Below are 20,546 nucleotides of genomic sequence, written 5' to 3' on the forward strand. Positions count from 1 at the left end.
GACAGCGTCCGGCCTGAATGATTACGCGTCGAACGGGTCGCGCAGAATCATTGTTTCACTACGATCAGGGCCGGTTGAGATGATATCAATCGGCACACCCGTTACCTCTTCCACACGCTTGATGTAGTCACGCGCAGCCTGAGGCAAACCTTCCAGCGTCTTGACGCCAAACGTTGTCTCGCTCCAGCCTGGCAGGGTTTCGTAGATCGGCTCAATGCCTTCCCAGTTCTCTGCCGCCAGTGGCGTGGTGGTCACTTCGCGGCCATCAGGCATACGATAAGCCACACAGATCTTCACCTCTTTCAGGCCATCCAGCACGTCCAGCTTGGTCATGCAGAAACCTGACAGGGAGTTGATCTGGACCGCGCGGCGAACCGCTACCGCATCCAGCCAGCCGGTACGACGACGACGACCGGTGGTCGCGCCAAACTCATTACCCTGCGCACAGAGGAATTCGCCGGTTTCATCGAACAGCTCGGTCGGGAACGGGCCTGCACCAACGCGGGTTGAGTAAGCTTTCACAATACCCAGCACGTAGTCGACATAACGCGGGCCAATGCCTGAACCGGTCGCTACGCCACCTGCGGTGGTGTTGGATGAGGTCACGTACGGATAGGTACCGTGATCGATATCCAGCAGCGTACCCTGTGCTCCTTCAAACATAATCAGATCGCCACGCTTACGCGCGACGTCCAGCAGTTCAGAGACGTCAACGACCATGCCAGTCAGGATGTCAGCGACTTCCATCACATCACTCAGGACTTTATCGAAGTCGACTGCCGGCTCTTTGTAGTACTCCACCAGCTGGAAGTTGTAGAAATCGACCACTTCTTTCAGCTTGGCAGCAAAGGTTTCTTTGTTAAACAGGTCGCTGACGCGCAGGGCACGGCGAGCGACTTTATCTTCGTAAGCCGGTCCGATGCCACGACCCGTGGTACCAATCGCTTTGGCACCACGAGCACGTTCACGCGCCATATCCATCGCAACATGATATTGCAGGATCAGCGGACAGGCTTCAGAAATCAGCAGACGTTCGCGTACCGGAATCCCGCGCGCTTCCAGGCCTTTCATCTCTTTCATTAAGGCTTCAGGAGAGAGCACTACGCCGTTACCAATGATGCTGGTGACGTTATAGCGCAGAATGCCAGAAGGGATCAGGTGGAGGACGGTTTTTTCACCGTTGATGACAAGCGTGTGGCCCGCATTGTGGCCGCCTTGATAACGCACAACGTAATTCGCGCGCTCAGTCAGAAGGTCTACAATCTTACCTTTACCTTCGTCACCCCATTGGGTGCCCAGTACGACGACGTTCTTACCCATTTCTCAAAATCACCGATTGCTTAAAAAAGGATTCTACCATCTGATCCCGTGGTTTTCAGCACTTTTAGCATACGATTGCGCGCTTTTTTGCCTGAGTTTTGATCACTACAACATGTTGGGGATAATAGCGTTGAAAGGCACAATTTAGCCGGTCTGAACGTCAGCCTCAGAGGTTGCCGTGCAGGCTGAGCATGCAGTAAATCACCATGCCAGCAACGACCAGTCCTCCACCAAAGCGGTGCAGCAGACGATCGGGCAACCGCGTCATTGTCAGGATCATGCGTCGCCAGGCGCGCGGCATAAACATTGGTCCCAACCCTTCCAGCACTAACACCAGCGCCAGCGCCATCCAGATGCTTGTTTTCATTCTGATACCCAAAAAAAAGGGCCGACAACATTGTCGGCCCACAGGTTATATCAGTTCTTAGCGTGTCGCGTTAGAGGGCGCCTTCATATATCGGAAGAAGTCGCTATCCGGGCTTAACACCATCACATCCTGATCGCTATTGAAGCTGTTTTCATAGGCACGCAGGCTACGAATAAAGGCATAGAAGTCAGGATCTTTGCTGAACGAATCGGCAAACAACCGCGCCGTTTCCGCATCACCGTCACCGCGTGTAATCAGTGCTTCGCGCTGGGCTTCAGCCAGAGTACGGGTGACCTGGTAATCGGCCTGGGCGCGCAGTTTTTCCGCCTCTTCCTGACCCTGTGAACGCTGGCTACGCGCTACCGCTTCACGCTCAGCACGCATACGGTTAAAGATCGCATCAGACACTTCAGTCGGCAGGTTGATCTGCTTGATACGCACATCCACCACCTGAATACCTAACGCCGCCATACTGTTCGGGTTTGGAGCCGGTTCGCTGCTGTTGGTTTCACGCTCGACACGGGCCGCTGCACTGGCAATCGCGTCATCAGCCGCAGGGGTTGCGATTTCATCATCGTTGCCTGCAGAGCCGGTATTCAGCGCGTCACGCACATCGGTGGTCAGACGACCACGAGAGTCCGTTACGATATCTTTCACATCCAGACGACCCATCTCAGAACGCAAGCGGTCACTGAACTTACGTTTCAGCAGCACTTCCGCCTGAGAGACATCACCGCCACCAGTGGCCAGGTAGTAGCGACTGAAGTCGCTGATACGCCACTTGATGTAGGAGTCCACGATCAGATCTTTCTTCTCTTTGGTGACGAAGCGATCGGCCTGGTTATCCATGGTCTGGATACGCGCATCCAGCGTTTTAACCGTTTCCAGGAATGGAATCTTGAAATGCAGACCCGGCTCAAACACCTGCGGCTTGTTTTCGCCATCGCGCAGGACTTTACCGAAGCGCAGAACAATGCCTCGCTGCCCTTCCTGCACCACAAACAGGGACGCATAGAGCGCCACCAGCACGACAATGATTAAAAATACTATTGGCTTACGCATCGATTACTCTCTCCCTTCGCGCTGGCTGTCGCTGCGCTGAGCATTTGCCCGACGCTGATCCATGATGTTGTCCGGACTGTATGACGACGTTTCATTGCGGCTGGCACTGCTATCGGAGCGCGCAGGCAGCGAAGAACCATTCGCGCCTTTCTGACCATTCTGGCCCGATGAAGTCTGACCGCCACGCATCAGTTGATCCAGCGGCAGCACCATCAGGTTATTACCCCGATCGTTAACCAGTACTTTGCGGGTATGGCTCAGCACACGCTCCATGGTCTCGATATAGAGACGCTCTTTGGTGATTTCGGGTGCAGCTTTATACTCAGGCAGAATCTTGGCGAAACGCGCCACCTCACCCTGCGCTTCCAGAACGGTACGCTCTTTGTAAGCGCGTGCCTCTTCCAGAATACGTTGCGCCTGGCCGTTAGCACGAGGCTGAACTTCGTTGGCGTAAGCTTCGGCTTCGCGAACATACTGCTCGCGGTTTTCGCGTGCGGCAATTGCGTCATCAAATGCAGACTTCACCTCTTCCGGCGGACGTGCAGCCTGGAAGTTGACGTCCAGCACCGCGATTCCCATGTTATAAGGGCGAATTGTCTCGTCGATTTCACGCTGGGTATCGCTACGCACCACGGTACGACCTTCGGTCAGGATGCGGTCCATGGTAGAGCGACCAATCACGCCGCGCAGCGCGCTGTCGGTAGCCTGACGCAGGCTGTCGTCCGCGCTGGTCACAGCATAAAGATAACGTTCCGGATCGGTCACGCGGTACTGCACGTTCATTTCCACGCGCACCACGTTCTCATCCGAAGTCAGCATGACGCCAGAAGCAGCCAGTTCACGCACCGATTCAACGTTAACCGCACGCACCTGATCAACGAATGTCGGCTTCCAGTTCAGACCAGGTTCGACCAGGTGACTGAATTTACCGAAGCGCGTCACCACGCCACGTTCCGCTTCTTTGATGGTGTAGAAACCGCTTGCAGCCCAGATGACTACAGCAGCAACAGCCACGATACCAACAATTTTGCCACCGCTGCCGGAGCCGCGCTGACCGTTGTCGTTCTGTTTGCCACCGCCCAGTCCACCAAGCTTCTTGCTCAGCTTACGGAAGATATCATCCAGATCAGGAGGCCCGGATTCCCGTCCTCCCTTATTCCCCCCAGAGTTGCCGCCTTGATTATTGCTGCTTCCCCACGGGTCGCGGTCCTGTCCGTTATTTCCGGGCTGATTCCACGCCATGTTTCTACTCCATTTATTGTAATTACGATTTTTACCCTTCAGCTTTCGGATTGCAGCGGTGTTGGCTGCCTTCGCTCACCCTGGTCACTTACCTGCGTAAGCTCCCGGGGATTCACTCAGTTGCCGCCTTGCTGAAATCCGAAATACTCGGGTAACTCCAGCGTATTCGGGTCTGCAAAGAAAGTGCGACAATCTTCAATTTTTAAGGTAAATGCGTTTGGGCAATATCAAACAATGTAACTGGTCAGCGACGGTTCCTGCTTACATAAACGCATCCACTCAATAATGGGCATACGTATCTGCAATCCTACACTGCCGTCTTCTTCATTCCACTCTTTCTCAATCGCCTGCAGCTGATAGAAACGGCTGCGAAGTCGCCCCGCTTCCGGTGGCAGACGTAATGCGTGCTGGGCTATTTCACCCGCCAGACGCTCAGACAGCGCCTGCCATAGCAACGGAATGCCTGCGCCTGTCTGGGCGGAAAGCCAGACGCGGATTGGCAGGTTCTCTTCGTTACGATCGATACGCGGTTCAAATCCGTCGAGCATATCGATTTTATTCATCACCAGTAACGTCGGGATTTCGTCCGCTTCAATCTCTTCCAGTACGGCATCGACAGCAGCGATATTTTCCGTGACGCGAAGGTCAGCCCCATCAATCACGTGCATTAACAGCGTCGCCTGACGTGTCTCCTGCAGCGTGGCTTTAAAAGCGGCAACCAGATCGTGAGGAAGATGGCGAATAAAGCCTACCGTGTCCGCCAGTACCACGTCCCCGACATCAGCAACATTCAGACGGCGCAGTGTAGGGTCGAGCGTCGCAAACAGCTGGTCTGCGGCAAAGACGTTGGCGGAGGTCATGGCGTTAAAGAGGGTCGACTTGCCGGCGTTGGTGTAACCCACCAGCGAAACCGTTGGCACATCCGCTTTGGCTCGTGACTGACGTCCCTGCTCACGCTGTTTTTCAACTCGCTCAAGACGAGACAAAATCTGACTGATACGGCCGCGCAGCAGTCGGCGGTCCGTTTCTAACTGCGTTTCACCCGGGCCACGTAAACCAATCCCGCCTTTCTGGCGTTCAAGGTGGGTCCAGCCGCGCACCAGACGTGTCGCAAGATGGCGCAGCTGTGCCAGCTCAACCTGCAATTTACCTTCGTGGGTACGTGCGCGTTGGGCAAAGATATCCAGAATTAAACCGGTGCGATCAATGACCCGGCATTCGCACAGGCGCTCGAGGTTTCTTTCCTGAGCGGGCGTAAGGGCATGATCGAATAATACGACCGATGCTCCTGTTGTTTTTACCGCATCGGCAATTTCAACGGCCTTTCCTTCACCGACAAAATACTTGGGGTGTGGCGCTTTGCGGCTGCCAGTAACCACTTGCAGCGCCTCAACGCCAGCAGAAGAGACCAGGGTTTCAAACTCCTGCAAATCTTCTACTTCTTTGTCTTGGGAGAACCAGATGTGTACCAGTACGGCCTGCTCACCGGCTTCATAACGGTCAAACAAGCTATAACCTCGCTAAATAAAAGACCAGGACGGAAAACTTTTGTTCTCCGTTCCTGGCTGTACGGTGACGCGTTATTCTGCGTTATCACCGTCTTGTTGTGGCTGTGGCTGCGCAGTTGTGTTGCTGCCGCCATGATGGTAATTGTTGCTGCCGCCACCGGTATTATTGCTATGGTGAGAAACCGGGCGTGAAGGAACAACGGTAGAAATGGCATGCTTATACACCATCTGACTCACCGTGTTTTTCAACAAAATGACGAACTGATCAAATGACTCAATCTGACCCTGCAACTTAATACCGTTAACCAGATAAATCGAAACCGGAACACGTTCACGACGCAGTGCGTTCAAAAACGGGTCTTGTAATGATTGCCCCTTAGCCATTCTATCTTTTCCTTATATGCTTGTTGTTTGTTGCAAGTAGAACCTATGGTTCTGAAAAAACTGCGTAAAAATTTGCGCACGATAACCCATCAATTGTACACAATCACCCATGCTTCGCACTAAGAACCTGTAACACTGTATCACGCGCCAGCCGGGGCTCGTCACTGTCAAGCCAGTGAACATTTTCCCAACCGCGTAACCAGGTCATCTGTCGCTTAGCAAGCTGCCGGGTTGCGCAAATTCCCCGATAAACCATCTCGCTGTAATCGATTTCGCCCGATAAATAAGACCACATCTGACGATAGCCAACACAACGAATGGAAGGCATGTCCGTATGCAAATCACCTCGTGCAAAAAGGGCCCGAGACTCCGCTTCAAATCCTGACGCCAACATCTGCTCAAAACGCAACGCGATGCGCTGGTGCAGCAATTCACGGCTCGCGGGGGCGATGGCAAACTGTTGCACGTCGTAGGGTAACGCTTCACCGGATGTTTTTGTCAGTTCCGTTAAAGTTTTACCCGAAATAAAAAAAACTTCCAGTGCTCGCGAAAGTCTCTGCGGATCATTCGGATGAATACGACTGCCGGCAACCGGGTCGATTTCACACAGCTGGCGGTGTAAAGCTTCCCAGCCTTTTTCACGCGCCGTTTGCTCTATCCGCTGACGAACGTCGGGATCGGCCGAGGGCAACGGCGACAATCCTTCAAGTAACGCCTTGAAGTAGAGCATGGTTCCACCAACAAGCAACGGTATTCGTCCGGCTTCAACGATATCCGCCATTTCTGCTAAAGCATCCCGCCGGAACTCCGCTGCCGAATAGGCTTCAGCGGGATCGCGAATGTCGAGCAGACGATGGGGTGCCACTGCTAACTCCTCAGCCGACGGTTTCGCCGTACCAATATCCATCTGACGATAGATTAAGGCAGAGTCTACGCTGATTAGTTCCACTGGTAACCGCTTACGCAATTCAATTGCTAAAGCGGTCTTGCCAGAAGCCGTGGGTCCCATCAAAAAAATAGCCTTTGGCCGGCCAGCCTGGTTTAATTCACTCATGCTTCAACGCGTTGATCGCGCTCTCAATCTCTATGGGCTGTAATAAGCCTGAAGGCGGCGATTTCAGGAGCTGTGGGCAAAGCCGTTCAAGCTCTGCCAGCAGGTTGATCGCCTGTGAGTGATTCCAGTCGGAGGACTCTGTATCCTGACGCCGCGCCAGCCACTGGGCCAGTTGCGTCGCAGAGATCTCCTGCTGCCGGGCGAGATAGCCTAACAGCTCAGGAATCAAGATTTGTAAATTTTGTGTTCGTAACGGTAAAGGCACCGCGCGTAAGGTCACATGGTCACCTTCGGGCTGAAGATCAATACCCATCTGATTGAGCAGGCTGCTCTTTTCTTTTGCGGCCTGCCGTTCATCCAGGGCGATTTTGAGCCGCACCGGAATCAGCAGGGGTTGCGGTTTAAGTCCCTCTTCACCCGGTTCAAGCTGCGCCTGTTTCAGCCAGCGCGCCGCGACCGGCAGCGCCATCAGCATTAACTTCTGATCCTGCTCCAGCAGCGCATAGTGGTTTTGCAACACGGTCAGTACCCGACCAAAACTCTGGGCATGCGCGGCCAGCGGCGAGGGTTTTTCGGCCGGACGCGGTGCCGGTTCACGGACTTTTGGCGGCGGCGTGGCGCTGACAGGCGTTTTCAGCAACTGCTGATAAACCGCACCTTCACGCTGACGATACACGTTCTCTTTGTTTTGCCAGGCCGGCGCCGCTGCGGGCGGTGTTAGCCGCGTGGAGGCTGAAGATTGATTCTCGCTGGCGGGCGCTGAAGGCTGCGCAAAATGATTCCCCCCCGCCGCCTGACGGTTTTCCGGCTGCCAGCGCGGTGCGGCTTCTTCTGCCTGCAGCGCAGGCAAAATGGGTGACGCTATCGCCTGTAAAGCGCTGACCACGCCCTGATAAATAAAATCATGCACCAGGCGTGACTGATGAAAACGCACTTCATGCTTGGCCGGGTGAACGTTGACATCCACCTGATGCGGATCGATCTCCAGATAGAGCACGTAAGCGGGCTGCTGGTCATCCTGGAGCTGGGTCTGGAAAGCCTGGCGGATAGCGTGATTAATCAGCTTGTCGCGCATCATCCGGCCATTGACGTAGCAATATTGTAACTCGGTGACCTGGCGCGAACCGGCGGGATCGGCGACCCAGCCGCGCAGCGAGAGATCATCATGCTGCCAGTCAATTCGCAGCGCATGCTGAATAAACGTGGTGCCGCAGATAGCCGCCAGTCGCCGTTCGCGCTGGCTCTCTTCGCTGACCGCCCGATACTGACGCATCATTTTGCCGTTGTGGCTCAGTGAAAGCGCGACATCAAAACGCGCCAGTGCAATACGACGGATCACTTCGTCGATATGACCGAACTCGGTTTTCTCTGTGCGCATAAATTTGCGGCGTGCCGGGGTGTTATAAAACAGATCCAGCACTTCGAGCGTGGTCCCACAGGGATGCGCAGCCGGTTTAACCGTTACCGTCATATCACGCCCTTCCGCATAGGCCTGCCAGGCTTCGGTTTGATCGGCGGTACGTGAGGTTAAGGTCAGGCGGGAGACAGAACTGATACTGGCGAGCGCTTCACCGCGAAAACCCAGGCTCATGATCGCTTCCAGGTCATCCAGTGAGGCGATTTTACTGGTGGCGTGTCGGGCCAGCGCCATCGACAGCTCGCTTTTCACGATGCCGCAGCCGTTGTCACGAATGCGGATAAGCTTTGCGCCCCCCTTTTCAATATCAACGTCAATGCGCGTTGCACCAGCATCCAGGCTGTTCTCCACCAGCTCTTTTACAACCGATGCAGGACGTTCAACCACTTCACCCGCCGCAATCTGGTTTGCCAGTTGGGGCGGTAAAATTTGTATCGGCATGGTTTTCCTTTTAGCTGGTCGCCCGGCGCAGCGGCCGGGCAAACAATCAGGATGCAGGGATTTTCAGGTTCTGCCCCAACATGACGTTGGTCGATTTCAGATTATTGGTCTGCATTATCGCTTTCGGGCTGACGCCATAATGTGCGGCAATGCCGGTCAGTGAATCCCCCACAACCACTTTATGACGCACAACGCCGCGTGGTGCGGCGCGCGTGGTGCGGCTGGCGGCCGCACTGGCCGGCACTTTCAACCGCTGTCCGACCCATACCACATCCCGCTTCAGGGTGTTCATTTCACGCAGGGTCGCCATGCTGACGCCATACTTCGCGGCAATCCCGGAAAGTGTCTCACCGCGCGTTACCGTATGGCGCTGAGTTACGCCGGTATATTGCGTCACCCCGGTCGCCGGGTTGCTGGCGACGTTAACCGCTGGCGACGAGCCCAGCGGCCGGTTTTCCTCCTTTGGGATGGATTGCAGCGGGTGCGCCAGGAAATAAGTGCGCAGACCTTTATAGATCGACTGCGCAATCTTATCCTGGTGTGCGCTACTGCCAAGCAGTCGCTCCTCCGAGGAATTACTGATAAAGCCGGTTTCCACCAGCAAAGAAGGAATATCGGGTGAACGCAGCACGCCAAGACTGGCATGCTCAGGCAGACGTTTATGCAGCGACGTCACGCTACGCATCTGCTGCAACACTTTCTGGGCGATGTCATAACCGACCCGCTGCGAGTGACCGAATTGCAGGTCAAGTACTGCCTGGCTGAGGTAGGGGTCGGCCTGACTGTTAGCCAGCAGGTCACCTGCGCCGCCCAGCAGCTCAGACTGTTTCTCTTTCTGCTCCAGCCAGTTAGCCATCTCGTTATTGGCCCGGCGGTTTGATAATACCCAGACCGATGCACCGGTCGCCGCATGGCTCGGCGCGGCGTCAGCATGAATTGAAACCAGCACGTTGGCGTTGGCTTTACGCGCCACGTCGGAGCGGCCCATAACCGAGATAAAATAGTCGCCATCACGTGTCAGGACGCCTTTAAACATCGGATCGTTATTCAGCAACACCCGCAGTTTACGTGCAATTGCGATTGTGACGTTCTTCTCTTTCAGTCCGCGCTGCCCGATAGCGCCGGGATCCTGACCGCCATGTCCGGCATCAATCGCCACAATCACGGTATCGTTCTGGCTGACGGCCCGGCCAGGACTCACGGTGCTGGCTGTGCTGGTCACGGACGTCACCGGATTCGAATTAAAGGGGTTCGCCGCTGCGGCACTCTGGGTGGGCACGCGCGTCGGGGCCGTTACCGGCGCAGGCACACTGCGCGTAACAGCAGGCGGCTTACCGGTAATGGTGAAGACCACGCTGTAGCTGTTGCCATTGCGCTGGGTGACCGCCCGGGTTTTACCCGCCTGCGTCAGCTCAAACACCAGCCGCACGCTCTGTTTATCTTTCGGGGTGCTGGTGCGAATTCGCTTTACGATGTTTTCGCCGCTGAAATTTAACGGCAGCCCCTGAACCACGCCGCTCTGGCGCACATCAAGCACCACACGGTCAGGATTGCGCAGCGGGAAGAAGCCATAGACAGGTTGTCCGGCAAAGTTCAGGGTGATGGTTGCCTGGCTGTCGCCATTGGCGACTTTGATATCCGACAGGGTGGCAGCAAACAGGGGTGTACAGACCAGCAGCAACAGTGTCACCAGCGCTATTTTCATCCGTGACATCATGCCTGATCCCTGCCCTGACCAAATTGTTCAAGCCATTGCTGGCCCGACGAGGATTGTGCCGTCAGTTCCGCTTCACGCGCCTCACCCACGTAACGCAGCGTTAGCGTGAGATCGGGCGGCGGCAGAAAACCGGCGCCCTGCTGCGGCCATTCAACCAGGCAGATAGCATCGCCGCTGAAATAGTCGCGGATGCCCATGAATTCAAGCTCTTCAGGATCGGCAAGACGATAGAGGTCGAAGTGATAAAGTGTACGGTCGTCCAGCGTGTAAGGCTCAACCAGGGTGTAAGTAGGGCTTTTGACGTTGCCCTGATGGCCCAGCGCCTGCAGAAAGCCGCGGCTGAAGGTGGTTTTACCCGCCCCCAGATCGCCATAGAGATAAATCACTGCCGCGCTGCCACAGGCGCGCGCCAGCTGAGCGCCCAAACTGAGCGTAGCCGCCTCATCGGGCAAAGAGATAACACAGGTCTTCATGCTTCTTTATTCATCTCAGGATTAACAAACTGCCACAGCAGATCCAATAAATCAGTTGCCAGCATACCGCGCGTACCACGTTCCGCAGCGACCGCATCGGCCGCGGCACCATGTGCAACGCAGCCGGCGCAGGCCGCATCAAACAGCGTCAGTTTCTGGCCCACCAGCGAGGCGATGATTCCACTCAGGAGATCGCCCATACCGCCGGAGGCCATACCGGCATTGCCCACGTCAGCAAAGGCCATTTCACCCTGCTCGCTGGCAATCAGCGTACCGGCACCTTTCAGTACCACTACGCCGCCATAACGCTGCGCCAATGTCTGCGCTGCATGTAAGCGGTCACTCTCAATTTCACTGGTCTCGGTATTCAGCAAACGCGCCGCTTCACCAGGATGCGGCGTAATAATGCGATTCTGACGTTTCTCCGCACTGATTGCCAGCAGGTTAAGTGCATCCGCGTCCCAAAGCATCGGCTTTTCACTGCTCGCTACCCGCTTCAGCGCCCGCTTTCCCCAGTCGCGCTGACCCAGACCGGGCCCTATCGCAATGACATCGGCCCACTCCAGCGCCTCCGTCAGGCGCTCATCGGTCAGTTCATCGACCATAATTTCGGGCCGGGCGGTCAGGATCGGAATAATATTATCTTTGTGAGTAAGTACTCGCACCAACCCACTACCGCTGCGCAACGCCGCTTCGGCCGTCATCCGTACCGCGCCAGCGGTACCGGCATCGCCCCCCACTACCAGCAGCCGGCCATGACTGCCCTTGTGCGAGGTTGGTTTGCGCGGCTTGAGCCAGCGGGTTAATGCGCTGGCATCATAACGCGCGATGGGAGCCCCTTCGCCCGCCAGAAAAGCGGCCAGGCCGAGATCGGCATAGTAAAGCTCTCCAATGTAATCTCGCGCTTTGCCAGTGATCTGGCCCGGTTTAAGAGCGACCACACTCAGCGTATGGCTGGCATTAATTACCTCACCGGGCGCGGTGCCATTGCGGGCTGATAAGCCGGAAGGCATATCAATGGCAAGTTTCGGCGCCGCATGGGCGTTCGCCTGCTGGATCAGCGTGGCATAGGGTTCTTCGGGCGCACGATGACTTCCGGTTCCCAGCAGCGCATCCACAATCACATCGATCTGCTCTGGCCAGACCGCATCGGCCGCATGAATTTCACCGCCCGCATCCAGCCACGCGTCACGTGCACGCTGCGCCTCTTCAGGCAACGCTTTTTTACTTTCGCACGCCAGCAGCGTAACGGTTTTGCCCGCCGCCTGTCCCAGTCGCGCCAGCACATAACCATCGCCACCGTTGTTGCCGTGACCACACAGAATCAGCCAGTGGCTGGCCTCTGGCCAGTGCGCAGTCAGATGCTCGTAAGCGGCCTGTCCGGCACGCAGCATCAGCTCATACAGCGTAATGCCGAGCGCGTCGGCCCCCTGTTGCTCAAGCCGGGCCACAGCCTGCGCAGGCCAGACAGAATATGGTAAACTGCGGCTGTTTTTCTTCGAATCCTGGTTACTCATGTCATACCCTCTCGATCTTCATCAATTCGCACAACAGATTAAACAGTGGGGATTGGATCTCGGCTTTCAGCAGGTCGGCATCACCGATACCGATCTCAGTGCGGAAGAACCGCGCCTGCAGGCGTGGCTGGATAAGCAGTATCATGGCGAGATGGAGTGGATGGCGCGACACGGCATGATGCGGGCGCGTCCTCATGAACTGCTGCCCGGCACGCTGCGCGTTATCAGCGTTCGCATGAACTACCTTCCGGCCAAAGCCGCCTTTGCCAGCACGTTGAAAAATCCCCAGCTGGGCTATGTCAGCCGTTATGCATTAGGTCGTGATTACCACAAAGTATTGCGCAATCGACTGAAAAAGCTCGGAGAAATGATCCAGCAGCATTGTGGCGAGCTTAATTTTCGCCCGTTTGTGGATTCGGCCCCGCTGCTTGAGCGGCCGCTGGCGGCCAAAGCGGGACTCGGCTGGACCGGCAAACATTCGCTGATACTGAATCGGGAAGCAGGCTCATGGTTTTTCCTCGGCGAACTGCTGATCGATATTCCGCTGCCGGTAGATACACCGCAGCAGGAGCAGTGTGGCCGCTGTGTCGCCTGCATGACCATCTGCCCCACCAGCGCGATCGTTGAGCCCTACGTCGTGGATGCCAGGCGCTGTATTTCCTATCTCACCATTGAGCTGGAAGGCGCGATCCCGGAAGAATTTCGCCCGCTGATGGGCAACCGGATATATGGCTGTGATGACTGCCAGCTGATCTGTCCGTGGAATCGCTATGGACAACTCAGTGACGAAAGCGACTTTTCACCGCGAGCGGCGCTACACGCCCCTGAGCTGATCGATCTGTTTCAATGGGATGAAGCGAAGTTTTTACGCATCACTGAAGGCTCAGCGATTCGCCGCATTGGTCATTTACGCTGGCTGCGTAATATTGCAGTGGCGCTGGGTAACGCGCCCTGGTCGCCCGAAATCGTTCAGGTACTGGAACAACGACTCGGTGAAAGTGACCTGCTGGATGAACATATTCTGTGGGCAATCACGCAGCAGCAGCAGAAACGCGAGCAACTCGTGGTTGAAGTGCAACCTGCCCAGCAGAAGCGCCTGGTTCGTGCAGTAGAGAAGGGTTTACCGCGTGATGCGTGATTGAACAGCTTGATCGCGAATTATCGTTTTCCACATGCTGTGAATAAAAATAAAAAGCTGTTGTCATTCAACTGCAACAACGCTGATTTTGCTGTTAAATAACAAATTGAAATATTTTCATAATGATAAATATCAACAACTTATATAAAAGTTGTGTTTATTTAATAATGAGGCTATCGCTTCGGTTAACCTGCAAGGTTGTGGATAACTCTGTTCAAAAGCCATTTACAGATCGCCGTAACAGGCGCAGATGATGGGGTGCAGTGCTGTGGATAACCTTCATGAAACAATCAAAATCACGCGACGTAAAACAGTCGGCTAACGGACTGAAATGAGGGTGATGTTAAATCTGGAGCGGGAAACGAGACTCGAACTCGCGACCCCGACCTTGGCAAGGTCGTGCTCTACCAACTGAGCTATTCCCGCATAGAAGGGCACTACTAAAAAAACTGGAGCGGGAAACGAGACTCGAACTCGCGACCCCGACCTTGGCAAGGTCGTGCTCTACCAACTGAGCTATTCCCGCAAAGAGGGTACTGCTTACATTTTAAAACTGGAGCGGGAAACGAGACTCGAACTCGCGACCCCGACCTTGGCAAGGTCGTGCTCTACCAACTGAGCTATTCCCGCGCCTTGTACCGTTAATAAATTCTTCACCGGTACGGGGTGCGCATTATACGAGAAATCGTTGCTGCTGCAAGCGTCTGAAAGCAAAAATTTTCGCTTTCAGCGCGTTTGCTGATTAAATCAGCAACCTGGTGATTTCATGCGCACCCGTCGCCGATTAAAGCTGCAAAAAGTGTTCGCGGTAGTACGCCAGCTCCGCCACGGACTCACGGATATCATCCAGAGCCTGGTGCGTCCCCCCTTTTTTGAAGCCAGGAAGGATATCGGGTTTCCAGCGACGAGCCAGCTCTTTCAGGGTACTGACATCCAGATAACGATAGTGGAAGTACGCTTCCAGCTCAGGCATATACTTAAACAGGAAACGACGATCCTGCCCGATGCTGTTGCCGCAGATAGGCGAGGTGTTCGCCGGAACCCACTGTTTCAGGAACTCAATGGTCGCCAGCTCTGCTGCACGATCGTCAATCTGACTCTCCTTCACCCGCGCAACCAGACCGCTGTTGGTGTGGGTGCGGACATTCCACTCATCCATCAGCGCCAGCTGCGCATCAGACTGATGAACGGCCATGACCGGCCCTTCCGCCAGAATGTTCAGGTTGGCGTCAGTCACCAGGGTCGCAATTTCAATAATGCGATCGTGCGTCGGATCAAGTCCGGTCATCTCAAGATCAATCCAGATCAGATTCTGTTCATTTCCAGTAGCCATGCTGTTTCCTGCGGTTGCTGTAGTCGTCATTTACGATGAATAAGGTGTATCATAGACGTTTTGCCCAGCCGGGCGAAATCTGGCTAACGCTGTGAGGGTGAGTGAGTAAAAATAAACTGTCGAAGGGCCAACAACGCCGCGTAAGCGCTAACCATGATCGCCGTCTCAACCAACGCAGAGAGCGTCCGGAAGCGGATGACAACCTGTTTGGTGAAGCTGCAGATGGGGTCGTTGTCAGCCGTTTTGGCATGCACGCTGATGTTGAGGATAGCGCAGGCGTCGCCCACCGCTGCAATATCCGCCGTACCATTCGTTCGCTGGTCACCGGCGACCGGGTGCTGTGGCGTCCGGCAACCAGCGGCAACAAAGGTATTGTTGAAGCGGTGCATGAGCGCACCAGCGTATTAACCCGCCCCGATTTTTACGACGGCGTGAAGCCGATGGCTGCGAATATCGACCAGATCATCGTCGTCTCCGCAATCCTGCCTGAACTGTCGTTAAACATCATCGACCGCTATCTGGTTGCCAGCGAAACGCTGGATATTGAACCGTTGCTGGTACTGAACAAAACCGATCTGCTGGATGACAAGGCGCGCGCCTTTGTCGATAAGCAGATGGATATCTATCGCAATATTGGCTATCGCGTGGTCATGGTCTCCAGCCGGGCGAAAAACGGCATGGACGACCTGAAAGCGGCACTGACCGACCGCATCAGTATCTTTGCCGGTCAGTCTGGCGTCGGCAAATCGAGTCTGCTGAATGCCCTGCTCGGCTTCGACAAAGAAGAGCAGGTCGCTATTCTGACTAACGAGGTTTCGGATGGCTCAGGCTTAGGCCAGCACACCACCACCGCATCGCGCCTTTATCACTTCCCGGACGGCGGCGATGTGATCGATTCACCTGGCGTGCGTGAGTTCGGTTTATGGCATCTTGAGCCGGAACAAATTACCCGCGGATTTGTCGAATTCCGCGCATTCCTTGGCGATTGCAAATTCCGCGATTGTAAACACGGCAGCGATCCCGGCTGTGCCATTCGCGAAGCGGTCGAACAGGGCAAAATCAACAGGTCCCGTTTTGATAACTACCACCGTATCCTGGAGAGCATGGCGCAGGTAAAAACGCGTAAAAATTTCCCTGATGGTGAAAGTTAATCGGTATAACCGCGTCTGAACGGATAAGCCGGGGCATTTTGCGAGGTGCATTCCAGTCGCGCGTCCAGACCGTGCAGCGTGCCGGAATTCGGGTATAGTCGCCATCTGAACGGGGCGCTGCTACAATCCGCCCCCTTTTTTACAACGTCATAAAATAGCCAGGAGGCTAAGGTGTTTGATCGTTTAAAACTCGGCTTGAATCATATTCTCCCGAAGAAATGGCTGACTGAACTTGCCGGTTGGGGCGCCAGTCGCCGCGGTGGTTGGTTGACCAAACTGGTCATTGACATCTTTGTCTGGTTTTACAAAGTCGACATGGCGGAAGCGCGTAAGCCCGATACCGCCAGCTATCGCACCTTTAATGACTTTTTCGTTCGTCCGCTGAAAGACGATGCGCGTCCGGTGGATGCCGATGCCAATCTCATCGCCCTGCCCGCGGATGGCGCTATCAGCCAGCTCGGCCACATTGATGGCGATCAGATTTTCCAGGCTAAAGGTCATCACTACACCATTGACGCCCTGCTGGCAGGTGATGAGCGGATGGCGGCACAATTTGTTGATGGCGAGTTCGTCACCACCTATCTGGCGCCCCGTGATTATCACCGCGTCCATATGCCGTGCAACGGCATCCTGCGTGAGATGATTTATGTGCCTGGCGACCTCTACTCCGTCAACCCGCTGACCGCGCGTAATATTCCCAACCTGTTCGCCCGTAACGAGCGCGTCATCTGCTACTTCGAAACCGATATCGGGCCGATGGTGCAGATCCTGGTGGGTGCCACCATTGTCGGCAGCATCGAAACCGTCTGGGCTGGCACCATCACGCCACCGCGTGAAGGCGTGATCAAGCGCTGGCACTATCCGGCAGCGGATGATGAAAGCGCCGTGGTGCTGTTGAAAGGCCAGGAAATGGGCCGCTTCAAGCTTGGCTCTACCGTCATCAATCTGTTCGCACCTGGCCGCGTCAAACTGGCTGAAAGCCTGGAAGCAGAAAGCAAAACCCGTCTGGGTCAACCGCTGGCGATTGCGCTGCCGGTCGCGACAGACATTTCCGACGTCATCGTCGATTAAATTGAGTGTCCTCTGTGCGTTCGATTCTCCTCCTGCTGCTGAGCCTGTGGCTCAGCAGCCCGGCCTTCGCGGCCAGCCTTCCTGATGCCAGCCAGCTCAAACAGCAGCTGGAAGAGATAAAATCGGCTAAAAGTTCACCCTCGCAGGCTGAACAGATCCAGACGATTGAAGCCGCCTTAAACTTTCTCTCTGAACGCGATGAATCGCTGGAGCGCGCGGCGCAATATCAGCAGGTTATTGATGATTTTCCGCGTCTGGCGCGCGAACTGCGTCAGCAGATCGCCGCGCTGAGTGACAGCGGGAAAACCGTGCGCAACAACATGAGCAGCGCCGAGCTGGATCAGGAGATCCTGCAGGTCAGCAGCCAGCTGCTGGAAGAGGGGCGTCAGGCACGGCAGGAGCAGGATCGGGCGCGGGAAATCAGTGATTCGCTGTCGCAACTGCCGCAGCAGCAGACGGAAGCACGCCGGGCGATGACGGAGAGTGAACGCCGTTTGCAGAGCGTCAGCAGCAGTTCGCCACAGGGGCAGCTGCAGCTGGCGGCTCGCCAGGCGGAAAGCGCCACGAATAAAGCGCTGGTCGATGAACTTGAGCTGGCACAGCTCTCTGCCAACAACCGTCAGGAACTGGCGCGGATGCGGGCTGAAGCCCACCAGCGCAAAGCAACTCAGCTCGATAACTATCTTCAGGCGCTGCGCAACCAGCTCAACGATCAGCGGCAACGTGAAGCCGAAGTCGCGCTGGCCCGCACCGAGCAACTGGCAGAAAACAGTGGCGATCTTCCGCCAGAGATCAGCGATCAGTTTCGGGTTAACCGCGAACTCTCGGTTGCCCTCAATCAGCAGGCGCAGCGCATGGATCTGGTGGCGTCGCAACAGCGACTGGCCACTAACCAGATTATTCAGGTCCGTCAGGCGCTCTCTACCCTGCGTGAACAGTCGCAGTGGCTGGGTGCCTCTAATCTGCTGGGCGAAGCGCTACGGGCGCAGGTCGCGCGTCTGCCGGAGATGCCCAAGTCGCAGCAGATTGATAATGAGATGGCACAGCTTCGCGTGCAGCGTCTCAATTATGAAGATCTGCTGGAGCGCCAGGAGGCGCTGCGCAAGGGACGGCAGGCCGATGGTCAGCCCTTCACCGCAGACCAGAAGCGTATTCTTGATGCGCAGCTACGCACTCAGAGGGAACTGCTCAATTCGCTGATCTCCGGCTGTGACACGCTGATTCTGGAGATCACCAAGCTTAAGGTTGGCAACACGCAGTTGCAGGATGCGCTGACGGAAGTCAAAGAGGCGACGCACCGCTATCTGTTCTGGACCGCCGACGTTAACCCGATTGGTTTGAGTTATCCGCTGGATCTGGCCAAAGATCTTTCCCGTCTGCTGTCGCTGGATACGCTGGGTCAGCTCGGCAAAGCGATGGCGATGATGTTTACCAGCCGCAACTCGGTGCTGCCGATTATTGGTGCGTTGCTGCTGGTCGGCTTCAGCATCAGTTCGCGCCGCCACTTCAATGCTTTCCTTGACCGTTCCGCCAGCAAAGTCGGCAAGGTCACGCAGGATCGTTTCCGCCTGACTATCCGTACCCTGTTCTGGTCTATCCTGGTGGCGCTGCCGCTGCCGGTGTTATGGGGTGCGTTGGGTTATGGCCTGCAGAACGCCTGGCCCTACCCTATCGCCGTAGCGATTGGTGATGGCATTACCGCCACGCTGCCGCTGCTGTGGGCGTTTATGATCAGCGCTGCCTTTGCCCGTCCTAACGGCCTGTTCATTGTGCATTTCCGCTGGCCGCAAAACCGGGTGGCGCGCGCCATGCGCTACTACTCGCTGAGCATCGGATTAATTGTGCCGCTGATTATGTTGCTAATCGCCTTTGGTAATCTGGAAGATCGGCAGTTCTCCTCGTCGCTGGGTCGTCTCTGTTTCATCCTGATCTGCGGGGCAATCAGCATTGTGACCGTCAGCCTGAAGCGTTCCGGGATTCCGCTCTATCTCGATAAAGAGGGAAATGGCGAGAACATGGTGAACCGGATGCTGTGGAACCTGATGATCGCTATGCCGCTGATGGCTGCCCTCGCCTCCGCTGTGGGTTATCTGGCTACCGCGCAGGCGCTGCTGGCGCGACTGGAAACCTCTGTCGCCATCTGGTTCCTGCTGCTGGTTATCTATCACATTATCCGGCGCTGGATGCTGATTCAGCGTCGCCGTCTTGGCTTTGATCGCGCCCGTCAGCGTCGTGCCGATATGCTGGCTAACCGTGCGCGCAGTGAAGAAGAGAAGGAGCAAGGCTCTCTGAACACTGATGCGATTGAAATTGAAGAGCCGGTAATTGACCTGGATGCGATCAGTGCGCAGTCGCTGCGGCTGGTACGCTCTATCCTGATGCTTATCGCCCTGGTCTCCGTGATTGTGCTGTGGTCAGAAATCCATTCGGCCTTTGGCTTCCTGGAGAATATTCAGCTGTGGGACGTCAGTACCTCAGTACAGGGCGTAGAGTCGATCCAGCCCATTACCCTGGGGTCGGTGCTGATCGCCATTCTGGTGTTTATTATCACCACCCAGCTGGTGCGCAATATGCCCGCGCTGCTTGAGCTGGCGCTGTTGCAGCATCTTAATCTGACGCCAGGTACGGGTTACGCCATCACCACACTGACCAAATATCTGCTGCTGTTGATTGGCGGGCTGATTGGTTTCTCAATGATTGGTATTGAGTGGTCAAAGCTGCAGTGGCTGGTTGCCGCGCTGGGTGTGGGACTGGGGTTTGGTTTGCAGGAGATTTTTGCCAACTTTATCTCAGGTCTGATTATCCTGTTCGAAAAGCCGATTCGTATCGGCGATACCGTGACGATCCGCGATCTGACCGGCAGTATCACGCGAATTAATACCCGCGCGACCACTATTACCGACTGGGACCGCAAAGAGATCATCGTGCCGAACAAGGCCTTTATCACCGAGCAGTTTATTAACTGGTCGCTGTCCGATTCCGTGACGCGCGTGGTGCTCACCATTCCGGCTCCGGCGAAAGTCAGCAGTGAACAGGTGACCACCATTCTGATCCAGGCGGCTGAGCGCTGCAGCTATGTCCTGGACACGCCGCAACCGGAAGCCTTCCTGGTCGATCTGCAGCAGGGCATTCAGTTATTTGAACTTCGTGTGCATGCTGCTGAGATGGGACACCGTATGCCGCTTCGTCACGAACTGCATCAGTTGATTCTCAGCGGATTTGATCAGCACGGTATTGAGATGCCGTTCCCGCCGTTCCAGATGCGTATGGAAACCCTGGGTAAGAAGCTGCCTGCCAGCAACGGTACACCCGCTGCCCGCGCCTATAAGTCTGGCGGACTGTAATGCAAAA

The 20,546-nt window shown here is 55.7% G+C and carries 16 protein-coding genes and 3 tRNA genes; 4 read left to right on the forward strand and 15 right to left on the reverse strand.

The annotated features are described in order from the left end of the window. Positions 1-21: 21 nt before the first annotated feature. The 11 genes from PAG01S_RS10355 to nnr all read right to left on the reverse strand — a co-directional run bounded on the left by PAG01S_RS10355 (position 22) and on the right by nnr (position 12,502). Positions 22-1,320 (reverse strand): adenylosuccinate synthase, encoded by a 1,299-nt coding sequence (locus PAG01S_RS10355; protein ID WP_062758527.1) that lies wholly within the window; start codon positions 1,318-1,320, stop codon positions 22-24. Between the two features lie 166 nt (positions 1,321-1,486). Next, positions 1,487-1,687: a DUF2065 domain-containing protein gene (locus PAG01S_RS10360; RefSeq protein WP_010256126.1), complete on the reverse strand. Its 201-nt coding sequence runs from the start codon at positions 1,685-1,687 to the stop codon at positions 1,487-1,489. Positions 1,688-1,744: 57 nt separating this feature from the next. Next, on the reverse strand, positions 1,745-2,749 hold the full coding sequence (gene hflC / locus PAG01S_RS10365; protein WP_010256123.1) for a protease modulator HflC: 1,005 nt from the start codon (positions 2,747-2,749) through the stop codon (positions 1,745-1,747). Positions 2,750-2,752: 3 nt separating this feature from the next. Continuing rightward, the gene (hflK, locus tag PAG01S_RS10370; protein WP_010699807.1) at positions 2,753-3,991 is read right to left on the reverse strand and encodes an FtsH protease activity modulator HflK; all 1,239 of its coding nucleotides are present in this window, start codon (positions 3,989-3,991) and stop codon (positions 2,753-2,755) included. A gap of 227 nt (positions 3,992-4,218) precedes the next feature. Further along, positions 4,219-5,499, reverse strand: a complete 1,281-nt coding sequence (gene hflX / locus PAG01S_RS10375; protein ID WP_010256119.1) for a ribosome rescue GTPase HflX — start codon at positions 5,497-5,499, stop codon at positions 4,219-4,221. Positions 5,500-5,571: 72 nt separating this feature from the next. Continuing rightward, on the reverse strand, positions 5,572-5,883 hold the full coding sequence (gene hfq / locus PAG01S_RS10380; RefSeq protein WP_010256116.1) for an RNA chaperone Hfq: 312 nt from the start codon (positions 5,881-5,883) through the stop codon (positions 5,572-5,574). 103 nt (positions 5,884-5,986) lie between these two features. Beyond that, positions 5,987-6,937: a tRNA (adenosine(37)-N6)-dimethylallyltransferase MiaA gene (gene miaA / locus PAG01S_RS10385; RefSeq protein WP_010256112.1), complete on the reverse strand. Its 951-nt coding sequence runs from the start codon at positions 6,935-6,937 to the stop codon at positions 5,987-5,989. Then, on the reverse strand, positions 6,930-8,795 hold the full coding sequence (mutL, locus tag PAG01S_RS10390) for a DNA mismatch repair endonuclease MutL (protein WP_062758530.1): 1,866 nt from the start codon (positions 8,793-8,795) through the stop codon (positions 6,930-6,932). The genes miaA and mutL overlap by 8 nt, the downstream gene beginning before the upstream one ends. 46 nt (positions 8,796-8,841) lie before the next feature. Beyond that, positions 8,842-10,512 (reverse strand): N-acetylmuramoyl-L-alanine amidase AmiB, encoded by a 1,671-nt coding sequence (amiB, locus tag PAG01S_RS10395; protein ID WP_062758533.1) that lies wholly within the window; start codon positions 10,510-10,512, stop codon positions 8,842-8,844. Then, positions 10,509-10,985: a tRNA (adenosine(37)-N6)-threonylcarbamoyltransferase complex ATPase subunit type 1 TsaE gene (gene tsaE / locus PAG01S_RS10400; RefSeq protein ID WP_010256103.1), complete on the reverse strand. Its 477-nt coding sequence runs from the start codon at positions 10,983-10,985 to the stop codon at positions 10,509-10,511. The genes amiB and tsaE overlap by 4 nt, the downstream gene beginning before the upstream one ends. After that, entirely contained in the window at positions 10,982-12,502 is a 1,521-nt protein-coding gene (gene nnr / locus PAG01S_RS10405; RefSeq protein ID WP_073970662.1) for a bifunctional ADP-dependent NAD(P)H-hydrate dehydratase/NAD(P)H-hydrate epimerase, read from the reverse strand. Before nnr ends, tsaE begins: the two co-directional genes overlap by 4 nt. On the opposite strand from nnr, the gene queG reads away from it, so the two are divergent. After that, positions 12,501-13,640 carry a tRNA epoxyqueuosine(34) reductase QueG gene (gene queG, locus PAG01S_RS10410; RefSeq protein ID WP_022623940.1) on the forward strand — a complete coding sequence of 380 codons (1,140 nt, stop codon included), beginning with the start codon at positions 12,501-12,503 and terminating at the stop codon, positions 13,638-13,640. The genes nnr and queG overlap by 2 nt on opposite strands. Positions 13,641-13,990: 350 nt before the next feature. Here the strand turns inward: queG and PAG01S_RS10415 are convergent. The 4 genes from PAG01S_RS10415 to orn all read right to left on the reverse strand — a co-directional run bounded on the left by PAG01S_RS10415 (position 13,991) and on the right by orn (position 14,973). Then, positions 13,991-14,066, reverse strand: a tRNA-Gly gene (locus PAG01S_RS10415). Between the two features lie 24 nt (positions 14,067-14,090). After that, a tRNA-Gly gene (locus tag PAG01S_RS10420) sits at positions 14,091-14,166 on the reverse strand. Positions 14,167-14,194: 28 nt separating this feature from the next. Then, positions 14,195-14,270, reverse strand: a tRNA-Gly gene (locus tag PAG01S_RS10425). Between the two features lie 154 nt (positions 14,271-14,424). Continuing rightward, complete coding sequence (orn, locus tag PAG01S_RS10430; protein WP_010256094.1) at positions 14,425-14,973, reverse strand: oligoribonuclease; 549 nt, start codon at positions 14,971-14,973, stop codon at positions 14,425-14,427. A gap of 101 nt (positions 14,974-15,074) precedes the next feature. Here orn and rsgA point away from each other — a divergent pair, with 101 nt between their 5' ends. The 3 genes from rsgA to mscM all read left to right on the forward strand — a co-directional run bounded on the left by rsgA (position 15,075) and on the right by mscM (position 20,539). After that, positions 15,075-16,124, forward strand: a complete 1,050-nt coding sequence (rsgA, locus tag PAG01S_RS10435) for a small ribosomal subunit biogenesis GTPase RsgA (RefSeq protein WP_010256092.1) — start codon at positions 15,075-15,077, stop codon at positions 16,122-16,124. 171 nt (positions 16,125-16,295) lie between these two features. Further along, positions 16,296-17,195, forward strand: a complete 900-nt coding sequence (gene asd, locus PAG01S_RS10440) for an archaetidylserine decarboxylase (RefSeq protein WP_010256089.1) — start codon at positions 16,296-16,298, stop codon at positions 17,193-17,195. 14 nt (positions 17,196-17,209) lie between these two features. Further along, complete coding sequence (mscM, locus tag PAG01S_RS10445) at positions 17,210-20,539, forward strand: miniconductance mechanosensitive channel MscM (protein WP_062758535.1); 3,330 nt, start codon at positions 17,210-17,212, stop codon at positions 20,537-20,539. Positions 20,540-20,546 lie beyond the last annotated feature (7 nt).

Source organism: Pantoea agglomerans NBRC 102470, assembly GCF_001598475.1.
GTDB lineage: Bacteria > Pseudomonadota > Gammaproteobacteria > Enterobacterales > Enterobacteriaceae > Pantoea > Pantoea agglomerans.